The following is a 26,654-nucleotide window of genomic DNA, read 5'->3' as shown; positions in this document are numbered from 1 at the left end:
TAAAAATATCAGTTATGTCTGGCATCAAACTTTTTTATTTAAACCAATCATGACCATATCAATACCTTGTCTGGTCACCATAAATCGTTCCGTTTTCAAATCGCTTTGTGCTATTGAATATTCAAAAGGAAACAGCAAGGGATGATCATTAATAAATTGCATCGTCATCGCACCTGATTCTGTAGCAGTCAAGAGAACCTCAACGAGCCATGATTTAACATCAGAATTCTCAATTCTGCACTTTTGAGCGATTCGGTTAGTATTCTTTTGAGAATCAATGATATTCCAAGAACGTAAAGATGTTAAAACAGCACTGGTTGCCACTTCAATTCTTCGGCGATCTCCATACAGATTCTTCATCTTTCGATTTATTTGCTCGCTGGATAGTTCATCCTGCAATTTAAATAGTTTCCCCATTTCATGAACTGCATCTCTAAAAAACGAATAGGCTAAAATTGTTAATCCCCAATGAATCAGCAATTTCTCAACCTGAGTACAATCTGGATACATTTGAACAGCTTGTTGTTGAATATATTGATGTGATTCCGGAACCAAATACCATATTTTAAATATTATCGTTCTGGCATTTAATCTCGATTTATTTCCTGCAATATCAGATTTCAGGTAATCATCCATTAGATTATAAAGATCGTCTTTTTCATTTCGCCCAATTTCTTTTGCCATGTAATCTAACTGGTGTAACAATATTTTCTGATCAAAACCAACTGCTTTTTTCATATATATACCTCACTGAATGTTTTCTTTTCTCGTGATGTGAACAAAAGGAACAATCACTTCTTCAAGGCTGATGCCACCATGACTGACCACTTGCTCTCCTTTCTTGATGAATGCTTCTCCACTTTTTGCTAACAACATGAACCGATCATTAGGCAATCCAGTATTTGGCCAAACAATTGAGGAATGATATTTTGCAGCTTGGTCCCTTAAAAGCTCATTCTTATATATTCTAACACGTTCTCCTCTGGTCTCAGCAAGAACCCCTTCCTGGATTCGGCCAATCCCTATGCTCTCTTGGTTTCCATGATCAGAAGTAATGTAAATGTCGAAACCAACGTCTAACAAATCCCTTAGCAGCTGTTTTAAATATCCTTTTTGCAACCATACATCCAATGCGGCAATCATGCCTTTATGCCCAAGAATGGCACCATGCATTAATTTATCAATCGTATCTATAACCATCCCCGTTATCTTAATATTACTCTTTTGTAAGGCATGAATCTGACTCGGTTCATATGTTTCTAAACCCAGTCCCTTTTGATAACTTATATGTAATTTAGATATGGATTCTTTTTCCCAATACAACTGCCAAGCAGCAGGTTCTTTGTATGTTGAATGTATTGTTTCTGCAAAATAAAATGGAATCTCTCCAGTGAATATTGCTTGACGTGATATAGACGTAATTGTAGGAACCCAAGCAAAGCTCCCTTGAACATCACAGTGAAAGTCATCACACAAATATTCTTCGATTTGTTTCCACTGGATAAAACTCATCCCATCTAATACAATTAGAGCTTTTTTCTTACTCTTTTTAAGTCGTAGGAAATGGGGGATATGATGTACCATAACAGGATGACTAACATACGGCAAGTTGGATAACGTTTGGAATTCTGTTAGCATCCATAATTCAAAAATACTCTCTAGTTTCTGTTCAATACTTTGCAGATCAATATGATTAATGATGTTGTTTTTATTTACAATGTATTTCACTTCACAGAACCATCTGGCTACTTCAATCCACTGTTTATAAGTCAATGAAGCATCTAACTGTTTCTCGATTTTTCGAATCAACGTTTCTACTTTTTGTCTATAATTCCTGTGTGAATCAATTTGGATGCCAACATGCGTCCATTTTGGCATCCGTTCAGCAGCCATATGGACAATCGGTTTAAGCTTGCCTTCTAAGAATAATTGGTTGAAAACATACTTCATCGATTCAGAATTCGCAAGCAAAGGCTGATGATAGTAACTTTCTGTACCTTGCTCTTTACCTTGATACTGAGACTCTTGCAAATAATTGATGTATTTTTCCCAATCATTTTGTAAGTATTGGTAGAAGAATGTTCTTGATGTCACTAGTCGATAAATAGGCAAACTTTTTAGCATGTCATCCTTTGAGAAATGATCTATTAAAAATTCTTCCAGTACCGGTGGTATAAAGTATGTATTATCATGTTTCTGAAGCAGTAACTTAATCAATTCTTCCTTCGTTTCTACGATATCATAGGCAAGCTTATAAACTTTACGAAGTAAGAAATCACAAGTCGCATGACTAGAAAGAGAGCCTTGAAGCTGCTCTTTGGAAGCAACATACAAGGCGTCTAAGGCACGTCCATCTAATTGTTGAATAATGTGGTGCGAAAAATCCGGAAAAACCTGTGAGATCTTTAATTCAATAATCTGACCTGATTGCATTACATCATAAGGAAGCATATCCACTGCATCATGATTTAAGTAAATGAGGACATGCTTCTCCTTTTTCCCTCGAAAATATTTTTCGAAAAGGAAGCGAAATGTAGCCCTATCCTGAAATTCCAAAATTTCAATGCCTTCATCCTTAAGTACATTGATGATTTTTTCATCCTTAAGCAAGCCATCAGGATCAGTGACAATCTTCAAATGGGAAAAATGATTATTAAAATGATTCAATACTGCATCTCGCCAAGTTGGCACATTTCTCACTTCTTTCTTACATGCCTAATCGAATTTGGGCGTTATCGAAATACATCAACAGTTTGTCATCTTCTTGAATCACTGATTCGGGAAGTCGTTCTCCAATATTAACTATGGTTGCGAAGTCTTTCTCTCCCCATGCTTTCTTAAAACCTGCACGAATTGCTTCTGTACGGAATTGCTTCAACTTCTTTTTGCTCTTCTCTATTTCTTCCTTATAGTTGGCAAATTCACGAAGCAAGGACTTTTCACGGAGTTTTTCCAAGTCAGCCTGTTTGTTTGGATCTGGAATATACCAACGATTTTTTGCTTTTTCCTTTAATCTTGGATCATTTTTATCCAGACCACGTAAGTCCTTATAATTTGAGCTGAGGTAAGTATGGATTTGGCTTGGTACGGATTCATTTCCTTCGTACATCAAGAAGTTTTGTTCCAATAATTGATCTAGTTCAGGGAGCAACTCGTGCTTCGCAATGTGCTGAATTTCCTTCGTATAGTTTGGATGTAAATCTTGTCTTGTTTGTGGCTTAGTCATTAATTGCTGTCGTATCCATTCTATTGCACTGTTTTCATCAGAAACGAACAAGCTCATTTGTGAAAACTCTTTTACTAGAATTCTCTTTTTGTCATACTCAGCTACTTGACTTTCTAAGAATGCCATCCCATCACGCATTGGATAACGTTGAGTAATTCCTTCCTGAAACTCTGCTGAGGAGATTGGCACCGGAAGACCCTTTTGAACATGGTAAGCAATCATACGGTCAAATAGAATTCGGGGTGTTCTCTCAACTATCATCTGTGCTTCCCCTTTTTCACCGATAAAAACGGGAAGTTGCTCCAAATGTTGATTTACAAATGTCCAGGCAGATTCTTCTGTATTTTGCTCCTTAAACATTTTGTTTATATTTTCTTCCCTAGGTTTGTAAGCAGATATTACTAAATCCTGTTTTACAGCGGTGGCGGTTGTAACCGCCTTAAAACTCCCTTGTTTTTTATCCAATACAGCTACATTTGCTACAATAAATCCTGCCCTTTGTAATGCTTCTTGGATTGAATTCCAGACAATCGCTTTTGAGTTGCTAAAAACCACGGTCATCCATCTTCCTGGTTTTAGTATTCTGTAATTCTCTTTAAAACATTTAACCATTAACTCTTTGTATTCATTATTAGTTTTATTTTGATTACTATTTATAATGGCCTCTGGTTCATTTCTTGTAGCAACCTTTATCCACGATTCCCATAAAAAGTTCAATTCAGAATACATTAGATTTGAACCGAAAGGAGGGTCAGTAAATATATAATCTATTGAATTATCATGTATGGAATTGTTGGTTGAAGACATTGTGCTTATTGCTGTGTTATTCATCCCACTGTTAATGCTAATAACGTTCATTATATCTGTTAACTTACGTCTTATTTGATTAAAGGGATTATTTTCTTGAGGAGTTGAACATATATAATACGTGCCAGAAGTTGATCCCCCTTTTTTATTAATTCTCCATCTATACATCCAAGTTAGGTTTGGAAGAGAAGCAGTTAGTAGAAATATCCCAGGGTTTTTATATTTTGATTTTATAAACTTCTCATATAATGAACCTATTATGATATTATTCCGAACTGACATTAATTGAAATGAATAGTCAAAACCTAAATTCGAAAGCCTGCCAATTTCATCGCCCTGAATTATTTTATTTGTTGGATAAAATACATTCACATCTAATTCTTCTATTTTTTTTAGCAAATCTAAATCCCTTTGATCGGGAACTTTATCAAATCTTTTGCCACCGACAGAATAGTTAATTAAAGTTGGTATATATTTATTCTGTCTATATGTTTTTTCTATCTTCGAACTAAATTTATGTTCAAGTACCCTTTCTAAATTCCGTTTAGATAATTCAACATTGCAATGATTACAATTAAAATTCTCTTTAATCTCATTATTTTTGATGTCAACAGCAACATCCCAAAACGAAATCTCCGAGGCACAATTAGGGCATATAAACACTTCGCTCCAGACAACATAATTAATCCTTCCAATAGTGTCACTCTTTGTATGTTGTGTCTCGTATAACCATGAGTATTTCTTTTCAATTTCATCTATCTGAGAGTTAACAAATTGCTCAAAGTCATCTTGTCTTTCAGTTGTAAGGTTTTTTGCAATGTGTGCCGCAATAGGTGATAAATCCTGTAATATCGCCTTTCTAGCCCCAACTTTTGAAAAAGTATGACCGCTATCATTGAATATCTCTTCACCAGAAACTCTATATCCCAAATCCTCAATAATAGATTTACTTGCACAATAATTAGCAGCTACTCCAGTCATTCCTGTACCCGAAAATCCATCATAAATTATGTCGCCTGGATTCGTGTAATGTAATATATATCTAATTATTGCCCTATACGGAACTTTTGTATGGTAGCTATGTGCAAGATACATTGGATCATTCTTTCCCTCTGAAACATCAAAGGCAAATAGTTCCCTATGGTAGTCGTTTTCATGTTCTGCATACTGTTGTTGTTTTTCATTTTTCCATTCATCAATTAAATCGTTTATCCATGGGTTAGGACAGGCTGTATAATATGGAGGGTCAGAAAGGGCAAGGATGTCTTCATCCTCACCTATTGGGAATCCCTCCATTTTTTTTAGCTCCGGCAATTTCTTACGAAGTTGTTCTGTAAAATAAGCTCTTCGCTCTTCATCATTGTTAAACGTCATGCCTAAGCATGTAACAGGTCCATCTTGATGATCTTCCATTTCATCAAACATCGTTACTTGTTCTTTATGTGATTCCAAGGTTAGTCCTCCTACTTATGGTTTAGCATGATACGAATATTGTTTCCTGTTGAGTTTCCGACCCGCTCCTTAATCATCTTTTCAAACCGCATTCTAAGGTCTTCCACTGTTAACGGATCTCCGTTCCCCATCATTTGTATTACATCTGTCACGTTTAATTCAATCTTCTCTATTCCTTGTAGAAGCTCTTTAATGGCTTGAATCAGCTTCACATCAATAGGTAATGAAAATTGTTCGCTTGAAATAAATTGTTCAATTAGGCTTTGTTGCTCAGGTTTCAATAAAGAGACATTTTGTTTAATTTGTGGATCGTTAAAGTTATTTAATAATGTTGTTGTCCAAGAATCCATTAGATCTTGAAGTTGATCTTCAACTTCTTCCAAGCTAGGATACTTAATAAAAGTTTGATCTTTCGGCCTTAACTTACAATGTGGGCAGATCGGTGAATGTTCTAATTCCTCTTTCGTTAATCGCCAACACGGTTGTAACTCGTTCATCCTTACCTGCCATTGCTCCAATTGCTGAGAAGACAATATTTCTATGCTTGTAAGCTGACGTAACGCAGTATACCTTGGATCATTGAATAGCTTTTGCTTTTTGTTATCATCTGTAGCATTCAAACGTGCTGATGCATGGATCTTCATATAAATCGATACGTACTCTGTTTTCAACCGCTGTACTTCTTTTAACTCCGCTTGGATTTCTTCCCCCTGCTTTAAGGCATCGATTAAATTATCAATGGCTGCTTCCGCTTGAATCTGCCAATCATGACTTGAAGGTAAATGATACTGTGCATTCACAATGTAGTTTGCAGCTTTGGTTACTTCCTCAGAACGTTTTTTAAGCTTATTAAGCTGAGCAACCAGTTCTAATGATTCTGCATAACTTTTCACTTCATCTACAGAGTATTTGAAGTTTTTAAGTTTAGCGGATGTATTGTAAATCTGAAGATGCTGCAGAAAATCTTTTGCTTTATTTAATTGGTCCCTTTTCTCAGCAACTTCGGCTTTAGATAGGATTGTTGTGTCCAATATTGGAAATCCGTCTTTCATTTCGTGTGTTATGGTCACAACTTCCTGTAACGCTTGCTGAGATTTTAAATTCAATTGGCCGATTCCAGCCTTCTCAAGAGCGTCAGGATTTAACATACCTTGACTAATATCAAATAACTGGAACAACTCTCTTAGAGCAGGCAATGGCAAGTCACTTGGCTTTTTGATATGGCTAAAGTCCATTAATTCGTCCAATGGCAGCTTTATGAGTTGTTCATACTTCATGGCATCATAACTCTCACTATTAATTGTAAGAACGATGTCGCCGTTAAAAACCATAGAGGCTAGTACCACAGTAAATAGTTCCGGCTCTAACTGGAACATTTTCGTCTTTTTCAACTCAAGATTGCCTTGATATATTTGAACGACTTCAAGCAATTCTGAGGCATTCAATACCTGACCATGCCCCTTTTGTTCCAATAAATTTAATACCCATTTTACATATCCCGATTGATGCAAGTTGAGTTTATCATTTTCAAGTAATACAAGGCCTTCCAAAATAGCTTTTCCGTTTTTCGTACTAGGCTGTGGAATATTCCTCAATGCTTCTGGTATATAAGTCGTTCTCAGACTTTCCTCCGTAATTGGCGTATTCACTTTGGTAAAAGACGGATAATCCGGATATTTCTCATTAAACCAGGATGACAAGCAATCGTCAGCGGCAGCATCAATAATGTCGCGAACAGCACTATGTGCATGGGCAAACGTACTCCATTCCGCTAACTTTTTCGTAACACCTTTGTAGGTCATCTTAAATGTGGTTGGCATATTTTCATTAAGCCATTTTACGACTTGTTTTCGGTACGTATCCGCTTTTTGTTCATACAGCTGTTTCGTACCGCTGGTTGCCGATCCAGCCATTTCCTTAGCACCTGCATAAAACTTCAACGGTACAACAAACTTCTCATCCTTCACATCAAGCTTGAAAAAGACCTCATCAGGCTTTTCCTCGTCCTTATATTTAGGAGGATCAAAAGGTTGAATCATATAAAGATAAAAGTCTCTTTCTGGCTGAGCTGTTGACCGTTCATTTGGTGCACCAAAGAAAATATAACCAGGACGGGTTACTCTTTTTTGATGCCATTTTAATTCATGTTTCCATATTTTATAACCTGGTACGTAGGTGTGTTCTGTTGCTGTATCTGTAACTTGAGCCAGAATTTGAAAATAATATTCGTCTAATTGATTATCGCTTAAGGTTTCAGCTTTATTTTCAATTAAACTATCCACATCAATATCCTTGTCGATGTCCAGATAATATTGACCATTTTCTTTGTTAACCGATATATATTGATAACTAACAGTTTTTAGGATTTCCTTTAGCACGGATTCAATGGTCGTACGCAGGAACTCCGAGTCTTGCTCCGGTAATTCTGCATACAAAAATAATTGGTCACGTAATTCGTCTGGTGTTACTCCGAGTTGAGAATATATATTATCCGTAGTTAAACGAAAAACAGACAACGCCTGAACGATACGTTTAGCCATTGGTCGATAAGCTGGACGAGTAAATGCATTTTCGATGCGATCCAATAATATATTTGCTTTGGACATGACCGCTTTTACATCAGGATTTGTTTTTAATCCTTTGTCTCCTTCAATGTAAGGCCAGTAGCTGTCATAAGAAATTAATCCAGATTGTTCAACAGGAACCTCATCGTCCAATATCTTTTTCATTTCTCTACTTATTGTCTTAAGAATAACCCGCTTTTCCGCAACAGAAACCTTCTCAAATGTGGCTAAATATGCAGGATGAATCGGGAAGAGGTCAACATACTTCTCGATATTTTCATTCAGCTTCTCATATAGTGAAGTGAATTTTTGTAAATGCTCACGAATCAGTGCTTTTTGCTTAGCGTCCTTTTTTAATAGACGCCGAGAGACGACATATTCGATATCTTCTCTTGAAATAAACGCTTGCTCTGTTCGTTCTTTAACACGGTTTAATTCGCTTGCAACAAATTGAAATTTCGGATTATCGAACAACATTTCTTGAATCCCCGCCATGAAACGAAAGCGGCTATTTCGGCAGATTTCACCCATAGCTCGGATAAAGTTTAAGTCTAAAATTAATTCCTGTACTTTTCTTGAACGTAGATAGTCTAATAATTCGTCAATAATAATTAAGAAACCATGATCAGGGTATTCATCATGGAAAGCTGCCATCATTTTCAGTAATTCGTCTTTATTGCTTTTTACCGATTCAAAATTGGGGATTTCAAAGTCTACACCTAGCTCTTCCATGTATTCAACAATATATTGAAATAGAACTTCTCGCAAAGGCATAGTGATTCCATCAAGCTCAACCCGCAACACTTTAAATTTGCCTTCAATTTCCTTGGATTTTCCTGCTACACGTTCATTCTGAATTCGTGAACTGATCCCTTGCGTTTCAGCTATTGTAGATATCACGCTCATTAAATGGGATTTACCTGTACCATAATTACCAACAATAAAAAGACCTTTATTATCCGCAGGACGTTGGAATTGTAGTTGTTCAATAATCACTTCATCTATAGTTTCAGCCATATGCTCTGATATGACATAAGTATCTATAAGTTTGTTTGCATAGTCACTTTTTGCTGCACCCTTAAGTTCTACTACCGATTCGACTGGTTCGAATTGAATTAACTCACTGTATTTCACTTTCCATCCTCCTACAATTTGATAATATTTTCTTCTTGTACATGTAAGGTAGTATGTTCGGGATGGCCTGGTACTGCATATGTCATTGTTGAGCCTTCCACATTTCCCGGCCAGACCACAATAACGACTACATTCCCACTTATACTTTCGAATAATCTTAACGGATCTTGTTTCAATTCAGGATCGAATATGTATTCGATTTTTTCGAAACAAACAATTTCACTTTCACTCGTATTCACTAATTGACGTAAATGCGTACTGACTTCACGTTGCCTTTTTTGTACAGTAAATTCTTTCAAATGTCGTGATAATTCAAGACTTAGATTATATATCGGAATCTGTAGACTTTGAATATGTTCCAGTAAAGACTTTTCATCCAATGTATTACAGGATATGAACAACAACTGATGTCTTTGTCCTCTGATCTGCTCACTTTCTCTTTCTATTCTTTCGGTTAATGACATTCTGTCACCTCTACCGTATAAAAATGTAACATCTCATACTATGTTACTATATTTTGGTACTAAAGTGTCAGCGAACGTTTGTTTTATGAGAGGATTGGCTTTACATCCAAAACCTACATATTGGTTTCTACGAATTTTCATTTGAATCTTTCTCCAAACAATATTCCCAGAAGTTTCTTCAAGATTAATGAAGATAATAAATTGGTGATGAGCTGAGCTATAGTCTCGCAAAAGGCCGGCCATTTGTATGTTTTTACACACAACGGAATCGTCGATGATTCGAAAATCTCGCTTTCATTTTAAAGGCATTGAGCATAAGCAAATACGTTGAATCAACTCCATAAAGACATGCTAGAGCAGTTGCGTGTTTATTTGTTGATGTTTGAGGAAAAATGCGAATCAATGTTGAATGTAAATCCCAATCAACGTTGGAACGCATCGTTAGCCATCGCCCGTAATCCTTCCCACTGTTGCAATTGAACGTGGAGAAATAACTGGGGACAGGCTGGAGTGGTCAGCTCTTTCAAATACCTGTCCCGATCACTTGAAGCTAAGTCTTGATAAAACCTTTATGAAACAATAGTCGAAACCCATTTACCAAATGGACAAAATTAGGTACCTTGTCCATGCCTATATCCTTTCGGTAAACACGGAATTTTCTGTAAATATAACTACAAAGGCAAGGAGATATCATAAAGGTTATCGCCTCGCCTTTTTTTGTTATAAGCACCTTTACAATACGAAGCCCAGCCTTCGTTCATGATCTTCGTCTCCATCTGCGGCCAGAAGTAGAGCATCTCGTCGCGGATGATCGTCAGCACATCGCGTTGCCAATCGTCCAACACGTTGCTGTACTCCATGATGAACAGCAGCAAGTCTTTTTCCGGAACTGGCGGGAATTTGCGCACTTGCTTGGCGGGATCAGCTTCCACTTTTTCTTTGCGGTCCAGTCCCCACAGGTCATCGTAAGGCGATGTCCGCTCATACTTCGCTTTTTTCTGCGGCTCTTCCCCTTCCCGCTTCCATCTCAGCTTGGGACGCAGCAAGCTCGGATCAATATGCTCCTGTATCGCCAGGCTCGCATCCAACAAGTTCTCGACCGCTTCCTTGCCGTGCTCGATCTCGTACTGGCGAATCCGCTCGCCGCTCGCCGCCATGCTCTCGACCATATCGCGGTTCGTATTGGAGAAGCGCATGTTGTTTTTGAAAAAGTCGCAGTGAGCCAGCACGTGGGCAACGATCAGCTTGTTTTGGATCAGCGAGTTGCCGTCCAGAAGAAATGCATAGCACGGGTTGGAGTTGATGACCAGCTCGTAAATTTTGCTCAGGTTCAGGTCGTATTGCAGTTTCATCCTGTAAAAGCTCTTTCCAAAACTCCAGTGCGAGAACCTGGTCGGCATGCCGTACGCGCCAAACGTGTAAATGATGTCTGCCGGGCATATTTCGTATCGCATCGGATAAAAATCAAGGTTGAACCCCTTGGCTATCTCCGTGATCTCGTCAATGGATCGCTCCAGTTCTTTGCGCTCGTCGCCTGTCATTGCCTTTCCCCCTCCATTCGCCAAAGCCTACTTTATGTATATGGGGCAAGTGGAGAAAAGACGCCACGGTTCTTGGAAAAAACGGTTGGAGTGGCAGGGAAGTGTTTTGACAACAAAAAAGCGTCTCCTTATGAGGAAACGCCTTCATCAGTTTGGTTATTCTGGATTGTCAACACCTAACTGGACAGTCTTTTTAAGGGCATACTCCTAGCTTCTACAGGAGTACGGTAACCAAGTGTTCCGTGAATACGGTGTTGATTGAACCAGTGGACATAATCATGAAGTTCAAGATCGAGTTGCTCTTCTGTTTGAAAATGAGATTGGTTTGCGAATTCCGTTTTGAAGATTTTGAAAGTAGATTCGGCAACGGCGTTATCATATGGGCAGCCTTTTCGACTGAGTGATCGCGTGATGCCGAATGTCGTCAATGCATCGGAAATGAGTTTATTGTCAAACTCTTTCCCACGGTCAGTGTGGAACATTTGAATACGATCCAGCCGTACCTGGATGCTTGCAATAGCTTTGTAGACCAGCTCAGCTGTCTTGCGAGGGCCGCTGCTATAACCAATAATCTCTCGATTAAAGAGGTCAACAAATAGACATACGTAGTGCCACTTGTTGGCTGCCCGCACGTACGTCAGATCACTGACGACTACAGCGTATGCTTCGTCTTGAGCAAATTTGCGCTGTAATTCATTCTTCACCTGTGATTCATTCGAATCCCTTTTGAGAGGCTTGTACTGCGCCACTGTGTAGGCGGACACCAGTCCATGTTTTTTCATAATCCGACCGATCTTACGCCGGGAGGCGGTGAGTGATTTCTTTCGTAGCTCGACTTTGATCTTGCGCGTTCCGTAGTTGTTACGACTCGCCACGAAAATGTCGATGACCGCCTCCTCCAATTGCTGTTCTTCCTCGTTCTCGATGGAATCGGGCTTGTAGTAATAGGTGCTTCGTGGGAGTTGTAGGACGTTGCACATTGCTGATACCGAGTATTTGTGAGCGTTATTACGAATCACATTTACTTTCGTCCCATGATCAGCGCGGCTTGCTTTAAAATATCGTTTTCCATCTTCAGTCGCTGATTTTCTTTCCGTAACGCGATAAGCTCATTTTCTTCAGGTGTTCGATTCGCTTTCTCCGTAAAGGAACCTGTGTTTTGGCTTTGAGAAATCCACCGATCTAGCGCTGATGCGGTGAGACCATACTCTTGGACGATGCTCGTCCTTGATTTTCCATTCTCGTATAGCTTCACCATTTGTTGCTTAAACTCCGCTGTAAACGTACGTCTTTGTTTTGGCATAATAGATCCGCTCCTTCATTTCTCTCTATTCTACTAGCCCTTATTTTTTCTGTCTAATTTAGTGTAGCCGATCCAATTCTTTATTCTTTGATACTTAAAAGCCCTCATATCCCTCATATGTTATGCTCTCTCACACTCTTTGCATTTTTGTCTCATTAATTGTTCAAGTACGCTCTCAATCTTAGCCATCTCTTTTTCTTTTGAGTGAGTGTCATTCATTTGAGGCTTTTGCTACTCGTTGTCAGATCAGTCAAACGTTCCCGATAAGTTTTCAATAAGTCCTTCAATGCCTTTAGCCGACGGAAATATCAATATTTTGAACAGTATTGTCGATTGAATCAACATCTAATTTTATAGTATGGACATTATCGTCTATGCTTTCTGTAATATTCTTAATCGACTCAACAGCAACTGTCATATCAATAAGATAGTCCTCGATCTTATCCACGCGCTCATTTAAAACCTTGATCTCACCTAGTATTTCCACCAAAACGCTTACTACATCTTCAAGAGTTGCCATTTTTTGCTCCTCCTAATTCGGTCAAATGAACATAATTCAAGCGATCCTCATTTCCAGAATATATTAATTCAAAATTTCCAATATGTCTATTTCTCTAGCCCTATATCACAAATATGTAATGCACGCAGCGATGTTAGATAAGGCAACTAGCTTACTTGCTTTGCCCACGCTTGAATCAATATGCTTCTAAATCGCCAGGCTGGCAAGAACTTGTTCCCCCATAAAAAAGCGCCCCCATCCAGTAGACGCCTTCGCTTTGTTCACGCTTGCGTGTCGTCCTTATTTTTGGAACCAGTCACGTACGCCCGAATAAATAAGCGCGCCGGAGAAAACAAGCATAGCGATCAGGCCAATGCCGTCCACCACCAGATTCAGCCCGTTCAAAAACGTGCCGTCCAACACACTGTTCATCAAATTGCAATTGGGCATAGCTCATCCTTGTGCGGTACAATAATAATGGATATTTGTGCCTGATTTCGATCATCTGAAGGAGTGAATGACGCATGAAGCTGTTTTTGCTGCTCGGCAGTGTCAGCGGTTTTCTTTCGGTTGCGCTTGGAGCATTCGGTGCCCACGCCCTGAAAGAAAAGCTGGATGAATATTCGCTTGGCATTTTTCATACGGGAGTGACGTACCAGACGACTCACGCTCTGGCACTCGTGCTCGTCGCTTTGCTGCTCAAATGGTATCCGGACTCTTCCGGGCTTGTCTGGGCGGGATGGTGCTTCGCAGCCGGAACTGTGATCTTTTCCGGCAGTCTCTACACATTGGCCATGACCGGGATCAAAGTGCTCGGGGCGATTACCCCGATCGGCGGCGTCCTGTTTCTCGCTGGCTGGGCACTGCTTGCCTTCCACGCCTGGAAAGCCGTATCATAACCGCTCCATACCTCAGACGTCATCGTACGCCCAACGCTCGCTGTTTGGGCGTTTTTCTCTGTAAAAGAAGCAGCGCCGCACCCCGGATAGACGAATGCCATATGCTGTAGGGCTGGCACTACTGAATCGGTAAGGAGAAAAGAACATGACCAACTCCTCCTACTATTACGGCCTGCCTGATATTTACATGCAGATGGGCTACTTTCCCTTTCCCACACCTCCGCCCACTGCACCGCTGAACCGCAACATGCCCGTCCCATACACGATGCCAATCTCCGATCCATGCAAGCACTTCCTCGGGCAATCGGAAAAAATAGTCGCTCAAGACGGCGAGCACGGCTTCGCTTCTCTGGTCAATCCGCTTCGCTCTGGCGTGCTTTTATACGTAAACCAGTGGCTGATCACGAATCCGCAAGCATGCCCTCTCGAAGCGCACATCTGGTTTGGCAAAGCAGCTGGCATCGGCAAAGCCAAAGCATCGGCGCAAGTGACGTCCGGCTACATCCAGCTTGCTGCCTGTCCCGCGGCTCAAGGACAGATCATGTACGGATCAGACCATCCACCCGGCCATCCAGACGGAGTCTTCGCCTCGATCCGCATCGTCCCGCCCATGGCGACAGCGGGCGAGCAACCAAACGGCCAGTGGATCATCGGCCCGGGAATGGCCTTGACGATTCGCGTCCCGGATACAGGCGAGCAACCGGCTTTTTATGTTTACATGAACTGGTGGGAGCACCCGTTATAGGAGGGAAAAAGCCATTCGCTTTTTCCCCGCCCTCTTTTCCATAACCATAACTGCCCCTGAAAGCAAAAAAACGAAGACACAGGCATCGCCCCGTCTTCGTCGTATCGGCTACTATTTTTTTACATGTTGAAAACCTATAGACCCTCTGCTACAATGGGAATTGGTCTGTAGGTGACTTTTCGAAACAACTATCATTCTATCTCCAATTTAATCTTACCACATTGCAACATCCTTGTCAAACCTTCAGATCAAAAAAGGGGAACGAAAAAGGAGCGGTACCATGAGCGCTACTGATCAAGAAAGGCAAAACGAGCAGCAACGGGTTGAGACAGTCATCACTGAAATCAGCAACCGGATCACCGACCTCGAACAGCAAGTACAAGTCGTAAGTGAAGATATCGTCGGAATCCGCAAGCATTTTTGGGACGATGTGACCGTCAACTTCGAGGATGCCACCGAGGCGATCGAGACGTACGTCAGCATCAAGCAGCAAGCTGAAGTATTGTCGGAGCGGGAGCGCAGCCAGCGTCATGCCCAGAATCAGTTGCGTACCATGCAGCGATTGATGCACTCTCCCTATTTTGGCCGGATTGATTTTCACGAAGAAACCGAGCCTGGTTCAGAACGCATTTATCTCGGAATCGCCTCTTTGCTGGACAAAAACGACGAGCATTTTCTCATTTATGACTGGCGGGCACCGATCTCCAGCCTGTACTACGACTATTCCCCCGGCCCGGCTCACTATGACACGCCAAGCGGGGTCGTCTCAGGAGAGATTACGTGCAAGCGGCAATATATCATCCGCGATGGACAACTGCTTCACATGTTCGATACTGGCGTGACCATCGGCGACGAGCTGCTTCAGGAAGTGTTGGGCAAGCAAGCCGATTCGCAAATGAAAAGCATCGTCGCCACGATCCAGCGTGACCAGAACCGGATTATTCGCAACGAAAAAAGCCGCTTGCTGATCGTCTCCGGGGCAGCCGGCAGCGGCAAGACTTCGGCCGCCCTGCAACGGGTCGCCTATTTGCTCTACCGCTATCGCAAGACTTTGACCGCAGAGCAGATCGTCCTGTTTTCCCCCAACTCGCTGTTCAACAGCTACATCTCGACGGTTCTTCCCGAGCTGGGCGAGGAAAACATGCAGCAAACGACTTTTCAAGAGTACGCCCAGCATCGGCTTGGCGATTCCTTTTCCCTGGAAAATTCGCTGGAGCAAATGGAATACGTGCTTACCGCCCATGACGAACCTGACTACGAGGCAAGGCTTGCGGCGATTCGCTGCAAATCGTCCGCGCCTTTCCTGCGCGTGATGAATCAGTACGCGGATCGCCTCATGCGAGGAGGCATCGTGTTCCGTCCGATTTCGTTTCGCCAGGGCACGCTTATTTCCGCCGCGCACATACAGGAGCTGTTTTATTCCCATGACACCTCTCTGCCGATCCCGAACCGGATGGCTCTGGTGGCACGAGCTTTGCTCGCGGAAGTCAAACAGCTGGAACGGCGCGAGCGCAGTAAACCGTGGGTCGAGGACGAGGTGCAATTGCTCGATAAAGATGCTTATGTAGCCGCCTATCAGCAGCTTCGCCGCAAAAAGCAGTTTCGCGACGATTCTTTCGACGACTTCGACCGCGAGCAGGAGCTGCTGGCAAAGCGGGTGGTCAAACAGCATTTTCAGCCGGTTCGCGACTCGATTGCTTCGCTGCAATTTATTGATATACAGGCCACTTATCGCCAAATGTATGCCGACCAGGCGCTGCTCGACCAGTTGCTGTCAGCTGAGCCGTCCCTGAGTTCAGCTGCATGGCCCGCGATCTGTTCGCTGACCCTGGAGTGCTTGGATCAAGGCAAGCTGACACAGGAAGACATTCCGCCTTATTTGTACTTGCAGGAGCGCCTGGAAGGCAAGCAGACGAACAATCTCGTCCGCCATGTATTTCTCGACGAAGCCCAGGATTACTCGGCGTTTCAGTTTGCGCTGATCAAAAACTTGTTTCCGCGCGCCAAAATGACCGTGCTCGGCGACTGGAATCAGGCGATTTACGCGCATGCTGCGCACGACGAAAGCTTCGGCACAGTCTCCTCGCTCTTTGAACCAGAAGAGACAGAAACATTCGTGCTGACGAAAAGCTACCGCTCTACCTTGCCGATTGTCCGGTTCACGAAGCAGCTGGTCGCAGGCGGCGAGCAGATCGAGCCTTTCAACCGGGATGGCCGGATGCCGACCGTGACGAAGGTACACAGCGACGCCGAGCTTACACAGCAGATTGTCGAGCGGGTGAAAAAGCTGTCGGCAAACGGCCACAAGACGATTGCCGTCATTACGAAAACAGCTGCGGAAGCCGAGAAAGCGCATCAGAGTCTCGCTGCGCTTTTGCCGATTCGTCTGATTACCACCTCTACCTTGTCCTACGATACAGGCAATCTCGTCATCCCGTCGTACTTGGCAAAAGGGGTCGAGTTCGATGCCGTCATCCTATACGACGCTTCTGCCAAGAGCTACAGCCGGGAAAGCGAACGCAAGCTGTTTTATACCGCTTGCACACGCGCCATGCACGAGCTGCATCTTTACTACCGCGATGCAAAAACGTTCTTGCTCGACCACGTATCCGCGAGCAGCTACGAGCATCTGGAAACGGACAACTGATCACAAAAGACCCGGCTGCGCCACTCTGGCTTAACCGGGTCTTGCTTTTGTCGGTTTAAGGCCGACATAGATCGCGACCAAAAGCAAAATCAGATCCAGTTCATACCCGCCGATAAACCCTTTCTCCCACTTCACCGTCACAATCGCTCCTGCCATAACCCCTGCCAGTCCCCACGCCGCATAGCTCGCTCCGATCCCCAGCAAAAAGGCCAGTCCGCCAATCAGCTCGATGGCAAGCACCAGAAAAGCAAGCCACCCCGGCAAGCCGAGATCGCCAAACATTTCGCTGACCGCCCCCATCCCCCGCTGCAGCTTCGCCAGACCATGGAGCAAAAACAGCACGCCAGTCGCCATCCGCAAAACAACGAACGCTCTCTCGTAAGCCATAGCTCGCCCCTCCTCACCACTACCATATGCCAGTCGCGGGACAATCAGTCGTGCTCGGCATGACGTTCGGTCAGCGCACCTATGGGCAGCTCTGCGGTCGAACCGAGCCACAGGGCAATCAATCATGATCAGCATGACGTGCGGCGCTACAGCGAGAGATCAGTTCAAACCTCGTCTGTCGGCAGCGCGGGCAGCCTTTGCTTTTCAACGCTTCAATCGTCTTCACCCGCTCGTTGGCCCCAACCTTGGCCACCTGAGCGCAGCGCTTGCAGCGATACAGTCGCTGTGAACGCACTTCTTCTCCGGTGTACAGCGGCTTTCTGTACGCTTCCTTCACGATTGGAGCCGTCTGCTCGGTAGTGACGAGCACGATCATCTGGCCTTTTCCGCCCAGCAGTTGTGCCCCCTCGTACTCGTTAAAATGACTGAGAACTTCCCGGACGCTCAATCCCGCCTGCACGAACTGCTGCTGCATCTGCAACGTAAAATCGGGCGACTTGTGCGCAAAAGACAAGAAAACAGGCAGTCCTTTGCGCGGCTGCAAACCGCTGATTCCCCGTGACAAAAACAGGGACATCCCTTGCAGCGTATACGGCGGATCGGTAAAAAAGCAATCGAACTGACGATGCAACCGCGCAGGCAGCGGCTCGCGCAAATCGGCGTGATGGCATTGGATCGCCAAGTTCCGCTGCTGCGCTACATCCCTGATATATTGCAAAAAGCGTTCATCAATATCGACAACCTCAATCTTGCCTGCGCCCCCCGCTTTTCCTGGAAACAACCGTTTGAGCAAAAGGGCGAGCGACACGCTGACCAAGTCGTCGTCGCCCACGCACAATACTTTCTTGCCGACAAGCGCATGGTTCCGCAGACAAAGCAGCGCCCGGCGCAAACTCGTCTCTGCCGTGCATTTTGCCTGATCGAGCTGCACATTCACTTGCGGCCGCTCGGACAAGATGCTCTCCAACTCGTTGTACACGTCCGCCAGCTCGTTTTTCCAGGCCGACTCGTCTTGCATCAGCTTATTGTACAAAGTCCGGTCCAGCCCGCCGAACCCAAGTCCATTTTCCACGTAGGCCAAGCCGTCTTCCGTGCAAGCCAAGCCGTTTCTCGCTTGCAACGCCCCGGCCTTGATCAGTTCTTTTTTGATTGCAGTCGCCACCGGAACAGGCAGCATGACTTTTCGCGCCAACTCTTTGCCAGGCAAGCCCGGCTGAAAATAACAATGCAGCAGGAACTGCTCAATCACTTGCGGCCCTTCCTGCAATTGAACTTGACGATACGTTTCTTCTATATAGTTGCGCATGTGTACGCCTCTTTTCATTAGGGATATGCCTCCCTCTCCCTGCGCCGAAGCGGTCATAGTGCTTCCCCTTTATCTGAGGAGCAAAGTGATGACCGCAAGCGGACACACCCACTTGCATGAAAAAAAGGCAGCGAAGAACACATGGTTCCCCTCTGCCTTGGGTGCGCAGAAAAAATCGTAGCCGCTGATACAAAAAAACCGTGCAAAAAGAGCACGGTTCCGGCGACTGATCGGATTGGGCAGGTCGATGACCGTTGTTCTTAACCAATGAAGCTCTCCCTGTTCCCATCACAAACAAACCACTTGCTAGATGGCTTTTTGCGAAAAAATGGGAGAACTTTATCCAATTGGATTAGTTAAGCACAAACGCCGACATCAACATTTCCCCTAGTGAAAAGATTTGAGTTCCAGTATATACCTTTTTACAAATACAGGCAATACTCTTTTTGTTTGACTAGCTGACGGTTTTCACTTGTACACTCTCTTGCATGCTTCGCTGCTCATGAAGGCGGCGGCCTAACCAGTAAAAGACCAGGCTGACCATGGCAATCGCGCCCATCATGACAAACATCGTCGGCCCGCCGTATGCGTGCAGCACGATTCCGCCCGCCCACGGCCCGAGAAAGCTGCCGAGCATGCTGACGCTCTGCGCTCCGTAATAGGTGCCGCGCATATTCGCCGGGCTGATTTGGTCGATCTGCGCGTACTCGGCTGGCACGATCAAAATTTCTCCCAACGTAAAGACGATCATCGCAGCTACGAACCAGCTCCACGTAGCCGAAAAGGCGAAGCCCAGCTCTCCGACCGCCATTAGCGCCGCTCCCGCTGCAATCCGCGAAAACAAGGAATAACGCTCAACCAGTCGCGTCAGAGGCACTTGCAACAGCAGCACGGTAAAGCCGTTGGCACTCATCAACACGCCAAACAAGGCGACGCCTTCCGTTATGTTTTCACGCAAATACTGGGACAACGTAACAGACATCTGCCCATGAACCGTCACCAGCAAAATTCCGCCCACGACAAAAGACAGCAGAGCCACGTCTTTTTTCAAGATGCTCCAGATTTGCTGCAAGCTCGCTTTCTCTGTTGTCGCCTGCCCGCCAGCAGCGCCATCTGAGACGCGATACTTTTGGCACACGATCCAAAGCACAGCCGCAAAACAAAGCGTGGAGAACGCCGTAAGCATAAAAGCAATCCCGCTGCCCGCAATGCCTAAAAACGCTCCCAGCATCGGCCCGATAGCCACTCCGAGGTTTATCGCCAAATAGCGGTTGGAAAACACCCGAAACCGTTTCCCTTCCTCCGTCAAATCGCCCATCATCGCTTTCGACACCGTTCCGTAAAAAGACGCCGACAAACCCATCAACAAACTGATCAGCAAAAGCACCAGCGGATTGCCGAAAAAGACGAAACCGACGAAAGCTGCTGCCATCAATACCATGGAAAAAATCATCAGCTTTTGCCTGCCGAACAAGTCCGACAAAATCCCGCCGAGGAAGCCGCCAACTGTGCCCGCCAAAGGCCCCGCGCCGATAATCAACCCGATGTAGGCAGGCGTCAGCGTCGTCGTCTCGCTCAAGTAAATCGCCAGAAACGGCATGCTCATCGATTGCGTCAGGCTGACGAACACCGTGCCCGCCATCAGCAGATGCACAATCGGGTGATACGCCTCCCAAACTTTTTTCCACTTATTCATCGGTCATTCTCCTTGCTTCCTCCCTGTGCAAAAAGGAACGCAACAGCACAGGCAGACGATCGACGAATGACTCGCGCAAGCTGTAGGCTGCAATCGTTGTGCTGCCGTTATAGTGCGCGCGAATCAGTCCAGCCCGGCGAAGCGCTGTCACGTGGTGGTGGACCGTGCTTTTGGCGAGCGACACCTGCTCTTGCAGCTCTCCCAGCGTACTCTTTTTTTCAGCGAGGCACCGCAAAATGTGCAGCCTTTTTTCATCCGCCAGACACTGGGCAAGCGGCAGAAGCTCAAGCAATGGCTGCGGCTCGGTTTGTCCGGCATCTCTGACCGGATACAAGCACGTGGCAAGTCCGCGGTAAAAATCGAGAACGGACGTAGGCGCACAGTGATATTGCGGGATGAGCACGACCTCTTGCAAATCGGGCATAGGCTCGATCCAGATGCCGTTTGACGCATGGTCGATCAGCTCGATCGCGGTCATTTTTCCCGCCAACTCCGTCATTTCCGCCGCGCTTCGCTCCAGACTCGTGACAATGGCTGGCGAGATCCGGGAAAAATAATGCTCATTCCATCGCGCCAAAAGCGACACGCTATGATCGCGGATTTCACCGAGATTGAGCGGGATCGTCTCCACCCATGGAGCGAGCAGCTCGTAAATTTCTCCAGGAGGCAGCTTTTCCAGCCAGCCGAGAAAGTCCGCCACCGACTTTTTCTCCAGGGCTTGCGCGACCAATAGCACCAGTCTGTGCAGCACCTCCCAGCGCTCATCCTCCAGCTCTTGGGCGAACGCTGTGGGAAGCTGTTGCTTCGTTTCTTCCTTCCAGGAGACGCCAAGCTGCAAATGCTTCCGTTCCTTTTCGTAAATGTACGCATACAAGCTGATGATGCATTCATAGGCAGCAGACCATTCGATTCTAATAGAATACATGTTATTCATTCGATCACCATCGAACATCAGATTTTTTATTAGTGTAGCATCTCCGCTCGTTTTTGAAAAGGCCCGTCTCCCGCGAGCTTTTTCCGAAATACAGATTAAACCTGACACCCGCTATTTTCCCCAACAAAAAACCCCGCCAGAATCTCCGGCGGAGTAGATGACAAACCTGACTTTAGCCTGGTTACGTTAAACAAGTTAGACGGCTTAGACAAACGGCGGGTCCCACGCTTTTTTGCGCCAGCCCAGGCGATGATCGACCACATTCAGCTCGCGATCCAGCACGACATCTACTCCAAACGGCAGTTTCCGGTTGTACCAGAAGCGGACGTCGCTCCAGGTGACTTCATATCCGTCCTGCGATTCTTTCCAGGTGACGTGGATGCGCTGGGCAAATCCGAGAAAAGCGCGCACGCCGTCCACACCGACCGTAGCCTGAATGATCTCGTCGCGGCACTGCTTGGAGTATACGTCTTCGAGCAGCACATGGTCATACTCGATTCTCCCCGTATAAAACCGTTGCTCGGCTTCGATGACAAACCGCCAGTGAAACGGATGCAGACTCGGCAATACGTGGCATACGCCCGCTGTATTCAAGGCGCTTTTCACACGCTTGACTTGCCGCTGATGCTGCCAGCACCGCAAAGCAATGTAAGCAAAAGTCAAGACGTACGCAACCGGGAACAACACCGTCGCGTCTCCTTGGAAACCGAGCCACCAGATGGCAGCCGCCAAATGAATGGCGAACAGAAACGGTTCAAAAATCGCCAGCACATCCAGGTGAACCCATTTGCGGCTGAACGGTCGGACACACTGCACACCGTACGCGTTCAGCATATCCAAAAAGACGTGCAGCACGACAGCCGCAAGCGTGCAGCCGTACAATATTCCGACGTGCTGCATTTGCCCAAAGCCCCACGCCACAGGGAGCGAAATGAGCAGCGGCCAGATGAACAGGGCGGGGATGGAATGAGTGATCCCCCGATGAAAACGGATGTAAAAAGAGATCCCGCGAAGCCTGGCCACTGTGTCAAAATCGGGCGCGTGTGACCCGACTACCGTCGCGACCATTACCGCTTGCGCCAACCCAGGATCGTGCGCAACGGCAGGAGTGAGCTGGGCGAGGCCCGCAAGCGTGACCCCAAGCAAAAGATGACTGGCAGTGTCCATGATGATACCTCCCTTTGCATGGCTATCCCTTCCCTCTCACTGTACAAAATGAACGCGACGATTCCATAAATCCCAGGTAAAAGTTATCCGAAGTTTTGCCGGCGCATCTTTACAAGATCTCTACGAATCGGCAGCAGGCATAAAAAAACAGCACCGCGATTGTCGTGTACATCCAACAATCGCGGTGCTGTTCATAATCGGACAGACAGCTTGCCCGCTGTTTAGGTCAGGCGCAGAAATTCGTCGATATCGGCCACAGCCAGATCGACCGCTTTTTGCCAAAACTCGACGGTCGTCATGTCTTCGCCCAGATGCTTTTTCGCCAAATCTTCGACCATCAGACGTCCCGTATCCTGGAGAAGCGCATCGTACTTCGCCGCGAAGCTTTCGCCTTCCTCCAGAGCACGCGCATACACGCTCAGGCTGAACAAATAGCCGAAGGTGTACGGGAAGTTGTAAAACGGGTACGAAGTGATGTAAAAGTGCAGCTTGGAAGCCCAGAAGTGCGGCTCGTATTCCGCCAGTGCGCCTTTGAACGCCTGCTTTTGCGCTTCTTCCATGATCCGATCCAGCTCGGCTGCGCTGACCAGACCTTTTTTGCGCTGCTCGTAGAAGTTTTTCTCGAACAGGAAGCGGGCGTGGATGTTCATGAAGAACGCGACGACTGATTGCAGCTTGTCTTCGAGCAGGACGAGACGCTCTTCGTCGTTCGCAGCATTTTTCACGGCAGCGTCAGCCAAAATCATTTCCGCAAACGTCGAAGCTGTCTCGGCTACGTTCATCGCGTAGTTTTGCGCGAGCGCTGGCAAATCCCACATCACTTGCTGATGATACGCATGCCCCAGCTCGTGGGCCAGCGTAGACACGTTGCTTGCGCTTCCGGCATACGTCATGAACACGCGGGACTGCTTGCTCACAGGGAAGCTGGTGCAAAATCCGCCCGGACGTTTTCCAGGGCGATCTTCCGCCTCGATCCAGCCTTCTTTGAAAGCTTTCTCGGCGAATTGCGCCATGCTCGGATTAAAGCGGTTGAAGTGCTCGACGATCAAGGCTGCTGCCTCGTCATAGGACACTTTTTTGTGCACGTTGCCAACTGGCGCGGAGACGTCGGACCAGCTCAGCTTTTCAACGCCAAGCAGCTTGGCTTTGCGCTCCAGGTAGGCCACCAGACGGTCTTTGCGATTGTCGATCGCTTGCCACATCGCATCGAGCGTCTTTTCCTGCATGCGCCCGATATCGAGCGGCTCGCGCAGTACGGACTCCCAGCCGCGGTGACGGTACAGAGCCAGACGGAAGCCGCCGAGATGGTTGAGGGCTTGTGCGCACAGCTCCGTTTCCTTGCCCCACGCTTCTTTCCATTTGGCAAACACTTGGTCGCGCACAGCGCGGTCCGGATGGCTCATCAGGTTGGAGGCTTGGCCTACGGAAAGCTGTTTCGTCTCCCCGTCCAGCTCCACTTCAATCGTCATGCGCCCTACTACCGCGTTGTACAAATCTTGCCAAGCGTGATAGCCGTCTACAGCCAGATCGCTCGCCAGCACTTCCTGTTCAGGAGTGAGCTTTTCCTGGGCGCGGCGGCGGCGTTCGTTCAGCACAAAAGCAAGCGGTTGCAATTCTTCGTCTGCAAGCAGCGCGTTCCATGCCGCTTCGTCAATGCGCAGCAATTGCTCATCCCAGCGCGTCAAAACAGCGCCGAATGCCGCAGAGATCGTTTTCACGCGTCCGCCGAGCAGCTTGGCGCCCTCGTCCTTCACGTTTTGCGCTGTCAGGCAAGAAATGAAAGCGCCTGCTTGTCTCACCCGCACGGCAATGCTTTGCACTTCGGCAACGACATCGACGAACGCAGCTTTTTCCTGCAAGTTCAGGGCCGCATCCTCGACCCGGCCTTTCAAAGTTGCGATATCTTTTTCCAGTTGCTCCAAAAATGCATGGAACGAAGCGGACTCACTTCCACCGGAAAACAACACATCCAAATCCCAACGTTGTGGCAATGCTTGTGACATATGTATCCCTCCTCAAAAACTCTTGATAAAATAATTTCTATAACAACGGGATGATTCCTTCTATTTTATGCAGTTCGCCCGTATATGTATGAATTTAGCGGAAAGAGCGACTGCCGTAAAAAGCAGTCGCTCCGCTTGATCATACAGGCAAGGTAAACGTCTCCCCCTGCTTTTCTACAACAATTCGCTGTTTTTCCTCGCCTGCTGCCGCAAGCAAACGCTGCATTGGCTCTTCCACAGGCTCGCGCGAGAGTACGAACGTATTCCAGTGGATAGGCACCAGCCATTTGCCGCGACTCTCCTGAAACATTTGCCACGCCTGTTCCGGTGTGCAGTGTGCGGCCTGGTAAGAATCCGGCTTGTAGGCTCCAATCGGCATAAACACGATGTCAATTGGTCCAAACTTTTCAGGCAAATCCTCCATCGACATGTACGCCGTGTCGCCCGGGTACAAAATGCGCACGCCGTTTTTCTCGATGATGTAGCCGTTGTAGCCGTAGTCGTGGTTCCACGGGAAACGGTTTCCCCAATGTCTGACGGGAATCGCCGTGATAGTCACGCCGTCTTTGGTCGTCGCTTTTTGCTGCGCGGAAAGCTCCTTGCAGGAAGCGAACGGCATGCCGCTGAGCAGTTTGCCCGTGTTCGCCGCAGTAATGACGTGCGTAGCAGGATGCGCCAATCGTCGCAGTGTTGGCAGGTCGACATGGTCCATATGCGCATGAGACAATAAAATCAAATCGACGGTGCCAATCTCGTCGAAGTCAAGAGCAGGCGGAGTGAAGCGTTTCGGGCCAAAATGAAGCAGCCCTGCGACGCGAAGTCCCAATTTTTCGCCTAATACCGGGTCAGTCAAGATTTTGGTTCCGTACACATTCAGCAGGATCGTCGAATGGCCTACCCATGTAATCGTCACCTCATCTTCTGACCAGTTCGCAGGCTCAGGCTTTGCGTCAAGCTCCTGAAACGCTGGCTTGGGAAGCTGCCCCATGTGATACCAGTAGCGGTACGCCATATAGCCAATCAAGCCTAAAACGAGCACTCCCAAAAAGGAGCCGAACCAGATGAGGATCGTCATATGCATCAAAGAACCCCTTTGTCATAACGTGATTGTGGTCTCATTATAGCAAAGGGGTCCGTCAGGGACGCAAGGGTAAAACGTGCCGGAAACTGCCGGTTTTGCAAAAAGCCGCGCATGTCCATTCCGCTTGCTTTTGCCCCAGATCAGAAAGAAACACGCCGCGACATACCAAAAAGCACCTGCCGTCCAGTCGAGGAAAGCAGGTGCCTGCGGGGCTGATTGTGGTATACTGCTACTGCCTTATTGATCGTTTCCGAAGGAGGAAAAGCCCATGATTTTACATAAAGGCGAGACGCTGTTCCGCCAGGGAGAAACTGGACCGCTCTTCCATCTGAAAAGCGGATTGCTCAAAATCAACCGGGTGCACGCAGACGGGACGCTCACTCTGGTGAACATCATTGTTCCAGGCGAGACAATCCCGCATCATTCGCTGCTTAGCCCGAACCCTTACTACGGAACAGCCGTCGCGCTTGTCTCCTGTGAAGTCGAGGTGCTGTCCGCAACAGACTGGTACCGGGAGCTGGAGGCGGATCACCAGAAATGCAGGGAGATCGCTTTGCAACTCCAGGGCAAGCTGCGCATGATGCAGCAGCGCATCGACCAGTTGTCGGAAGTCTCCCCGGCAGAAAGACTGCGCAAGCTCCAGCTGTGGTTCCAGTCGTTTGTTCCCGTCGCTTCGTTGTCTGAAGTCTTGACCCAGGACGAGATCGGCCAGTTCATCGGATTGCGCCGGGAGACAGTCAATCGTTTATTGCGTGCCCAATCAGGCCATAAGAAGTAAAACCGCGCCAGCGCCTCTGCT

The 26,654-nt window shown here is 46.3% G+C and carries 19 protein-coding genes and 1 pseudogene; 4 read left to right on the top strand and 16 right to left on the bottom strand.

Annotated features, from left to right (window positions below):
* Window positions 1–24: 24 nt before the first annotated feature.
* The 9 genes and pseudogenes from HP435_RS06020 to HP435_RS05980 all read right to left on the bottom strand — a co-directional run bounded on the left by HP435_RS06020 (window position 25) and on the right by HP435_RS05980 (window position 13,440).
* Complete coding sequence (locus HP435_RS06020) at window positions 25–738, bottom strand: hypothetical protein (protein WP_173598485.1); 714 nt, start codon at window positions 736–738, stop codon at window positions 25–27.
* A gap of 9 nt (window positions 739–747) precedes the next feature.
* Window positions 748–2,691: a BREX-3 system phosphatase PglZ gene (gene pglZ, locus HP435_RS06015; RefSeq protein WP_173598486.1), complete on the bottom strand. Its 1,944-nt coding sequence runs from the start codon at window positions 2,689–2,691 to the stop codon at window positions 748–750.
* 16 nt (window positions 2,692–2,707) lie between these two features.
* The gene (locus HP435_RS06010) at window positions 2,708–5,485 is read right to left on the bottom strand and encodes a DNA methyltransferase (RefSeq protein WP_217365617.1); all 2,778 of its coding nucleotides are present in this window, start codon (window positions 5,483–5,485) and stop codon (window positions 2,708–2,710) included.
* Between the two features lie 11 nt (window positions 5,486–5,496).
* Entirely contained in the window at window positions 5,497–9,183 is a 3,687-nt protein-coding gene (locus HP435_RS06005) for a DUF6079 family protein (protein WP_173598487.1), read from the bottom strand.
* A gap of 11 nt (window positions 9,184–9,194) precedes the next feature.
* Entirely contained in the window at window positions 9,195–9,647 is a 453-nt protein-coding gene (gene brxF / locus HP435_RS06000) for a BREX-3 system P-loop-containing protein BrxF (RefSeq protein WP_173598488.1), read from the bottom strand.
* 737 nt (window positions 9,648–10,384) lie between these two features.
* Window positions 10,385–11,188 (bottom strand): annotated as a pseudogene (locus HP435_RS05995) (SpoVR family protein); the annotation flags it as partial.
* Window positions 11,189–11,364: 176 nt separating this feature from the next.
* A protein-coding gene (locus HP435_RS05990) for an IS3 family transposase (protein WP_370641091.1) occupies window positions 11,365–12,491 on the bottom strand; the annotation gives its coding sequence in 2 pieces (ribosomal slippage) (window positions 11,365–12,245 and window positions 12,245–12,491; 1,128 coding nt in all).
* A 292-nt stretch (window positions 12,492–12,783) separates the two neighbouring features.
* Window positions 12,784–13,011 (bottom strand): hypothetical protein, encoded by a 228-nt coding sequence (locus tag HP435_RS05985; RefSeq protein ID WP_173596021.1) that lies wholly within the window; start codon window positions 13,009–13,011, stop codon window positions 12,784–12,786.
* A gap of 279 nt (window positions 13,012–13,290) precedes the next feature.
* The gene (locus HP435_RS05980; protein ID WP_173600004.1) at window positions 13,291–13,440 is read right to left on the bottom strand and encodes a hypothetical protein; all 150 of its coding nucleotides are present in this window, start codon (window positions 13,438–13,440) and stop codon (window positions 13,291–13,293) included.
* Between the two features lie 74 nt (window positions 13,441–13,514).
* On the opposite strand from HP435_RS05980, the gene HP435_RS05975 reads away from it, so the two are divergent.
* The 3 genes from HP435_RS05975 (at window position 13,515) to helD (ending at window position 17,281) form a co-directional block, all read left to right on the top strand.
* Window positions 13,515–13,889, top strand: a complete 375-nt coding sequence (locus HP435_RS05975) for a DUF423 domain-containing protein (RefSeq protein WP_122962755.1) — start codon at window positions 13,515–13,517, stop codon at window positions 13,887–13,889.
* A gap of 145 nt (window positions 13,890–14,034) precedes the next feature.
* A complete protein-coding gene (locus HP435_RS05970; protein ID WP_173600005.1) occupies window positions 14,035–14,634 on the top strand; it encodes a DUF6143 family protein in 600 nt (199 codons plus the stop codon).
* Between the two features lie 280 nt (window positions 14,635–14,914).
* A complete protein-coding gene (gene helD, locus HP435_RS05965) occupies window positions 14,915–17,281 on the top strand; it encodes an RNA polymerase recycling motor HelD (RefSeq protein WP_173600006.1) in 2,367 nt (788 codons plus the stop codon).
* 30 nt (window positions 17,282–17,311) lie between these two features.
* Here the strand turns inward: helD and HP435_RS05960 are convergent, their stop codons facing one another.
* The 7 genes from HP435_RS05960 to HP435_RS05930 form a co-directional block, all read right to left on the bottom strand.
* On the bottom strand, window positions 17,312–17,668 hold the full coding sequence (locus HP435_RS05960) for a DoxX family protein (protein WP_122962752.1): 357 nt from the start codon (window positions 17,666–17,668) through the stop codon (window positions 17,312–17,314).
* A 118-nt stretch (window positions 17,669–17,786) separates the two neighbouring features.
* Window positions 17,787–18,974: a bis-aminopropyl spermidine synthase family protein gene (locus HP435_RS05955; protein ID WP_173600015.1), complete on the bottom strand. Its 1,188-nt coding sequence runs from the start codon at window positions 18,972–18,974 to the stop codon at window positions 17,787–17,789.
* A gap of 454 nt (window positions 18,975–19,428) precedes the next feature.
* Window positions 19,429–20,670: an MDR family MFS transporter gene (locus HP435_RS05950; RefSeq protein WP_173596018.1), complete on the bottom strand. Its 1,242-nt coding sequence runs from the start codon at window positions 20,668–20,670 to the stop codon at window positions 19,429–19,431.
* Window positions 20,663–21,595: an ArsR/SmtB family transcription factor gene (locus tag HP435_RS05945; protein WP_229049838.1), complete on the bottom strand. Its 933-nt coding sequence runs from the start codon at window positions 21,593–21,595 to the stop codon at window positions 20,663–20,665. Before HP435_RS05945 ends, HP435_RS05950 begins: the two co-directional genes overlap by 8 nt.
* A gap of 213 nt (window positions 21,596–21,808) precedes the next feature.
* A complete protein-coding gene (locus tag HP435_RS05940; protein WP_173600008.1) occupies window positions 21,809–22,771 on the bottom strand; it encodes a metal-dependent hydrolase in 963 nt (320 codons plus the stop codon).
* A 221-nt stretch (window positions 22,772–22,992) separates the two neighbouring features.
* Entirely contained in the window at window positions 22,993–24,774 is a 1,782-nt protein-coding gene (locus tag HP435_RS05935; protein ID WP_122962748.1) for a M3 family oligoendopeptidase, read from the bottom strand.
* Between the two features lie 139 nt (window positions 24,775–24,913).
* Window positions 24,914–25,855 carry an MBL fold metallo-hydrolase gene (locus HP435_RS05930; protein ID WP_173596015.1) on the bottom strand — a complete coding sequence of 314 codons (942 nt, stop codon included), beginning with the start codon at window positions 25,853–25,855 and terminating at the stop codon, window positions 24,914–24,916.
* A gap of 268 nt (window positions 25,856–26,123) precedes the next feature.
* Between HP435_RS05930 and HP435_RS05925 the strand changes: the two genes are divergently transcribed.
* Entirely contained in the window at window positions 26,124–26,633 is a 510-nt protein-coding gene (locus HP435_RS05925) for a Crp/Fnr family transcriptional regulator (protein ID WP_122962746.1), read from the top strand.
* Window positions 26,634–26,654: the final 21 nt, after the last annotated feature.

It is taken from the genome of Brevibacillus sp. HD3.3A (genome assembly GCF_013284375.2).
GTDB lineage: Bacteria > Bacillota > Bacilli > Brevibacillales > Brevibacillaceae > Brevibacillus > Brevibacillus parabrevis.
Note: the sequence above shows the minus strand (reverse complement) of the source record. Positions and strands in the feature narration are given on the sequence as shown.

Excerpts from the sequence above, each read along its gene's own strand:
- HP435_RS05985 (WP_173596021.1), bottom strand. The coding sequence starts at position 13,011 with ATGGCAACTCTTGAAGATGTAGTAAGCGTTTTGGTGGAAATACTAGGT.
- HP435_RS05940 (WP_173600008.1), bottom strand. The coding sequence starts at position 22,771 with ATGGACACTGCCAGTCATCTTTTGCTTGGGGTCACGCTTGCGGGCCTC.
- brxF (WP_173598488.1), bottom strand. The coding sequence starts at position 9,647 with ATGTCATTAACCGAAAGAATAGAAAGAGAAAGTGAGCAGATCAGAGGA.
- HP435_RS05975 (WP_122962755.1), top strand. The coding sequence starts at position 13,515 with ATGAAGCTGTTTTTGCTGCTCGGCAGTGTCAGCGGTTTTCTTTCGGTT.
- HP435_RS05945 (WP_229049838.1), bottom strand. The coding sequence starts at position 21,595 with ATGTATTCTATTAGAATCGAATGGTCTGCTGCCTATGAATGCATCATC.
- HP435_RS05950 (WP_173596018.1), bottom strand. The coding sequence starts at position 20,670 with ATGAATAAGTGGAAAAAAGTTTGGGAGGCGTATCACCCGATTGTGCAT.
- HP435_RS05970 (WP_173600005.1), top strand. The coding sequence starts at position 14,035 with ATGACCAACTCCTCCTACTATTACGGCCTGCCTGATATTTACATGCAG.
- HP435_RS05930 (WP_173596015.1), bottom strand. The coding sequence starts at position 25,855 with ATGCATATGACGATCCTCATCTGGTTCGGCTCCTTTTTGGGAGTGCTC.
- HP435_RS05955 (WP_173600015.1), bottom strand. The coding sequence starts at position 18,974 with ATGCGCAACTATATAGAAGAAACGTATCGTCAAGTTCAATTGCAGGAA.
- HP435_RS06020 (WP_173598485.1), bottom strand. The coding sequence starts at position 738 with ATGAAAAAAGCAGTTGGTTTTGATCAGAAAATATTGTTACACCAGTTA.
- HP435_RS05935 (WP_122962748.1), bottom strand. The coding sequence starts at position 24,774 with ATGTCACAAGCATTGCCACAACGTTGGGATTTGGATGTGTTGTTTTCC.
- HP435_RS05960 (WP_122962752.1), bottom strand. The coding sequence starts at position 17,668 with ATGGCTTACGAGAGAGCGTTCGTTGTTTTGCGGATGGCGACTGGCGTG.
- HP435_RS05980 (WP_173600004.1), bottom strand. The coding sequence starts at position 13,440 with ATGCCCAATTGCAATTTGATGAACAGTGTGTTGGACGGCACGTTTTTG.
- HP435_RS05925 (WP_122962746.1), top strand. The coding sequence starts at position 26,124 with ATGATTTTACATAAAGGCGAGACGCTGTTCCGCCAGGGAGAAACTGGA.
- helD (WP_173600006.1), top strand. The coding sequence starts at position 14,915 with ATGAGCGCTACTGATCAAGAAAGGCAAAACGAGCAGCAACGGGTTGAG.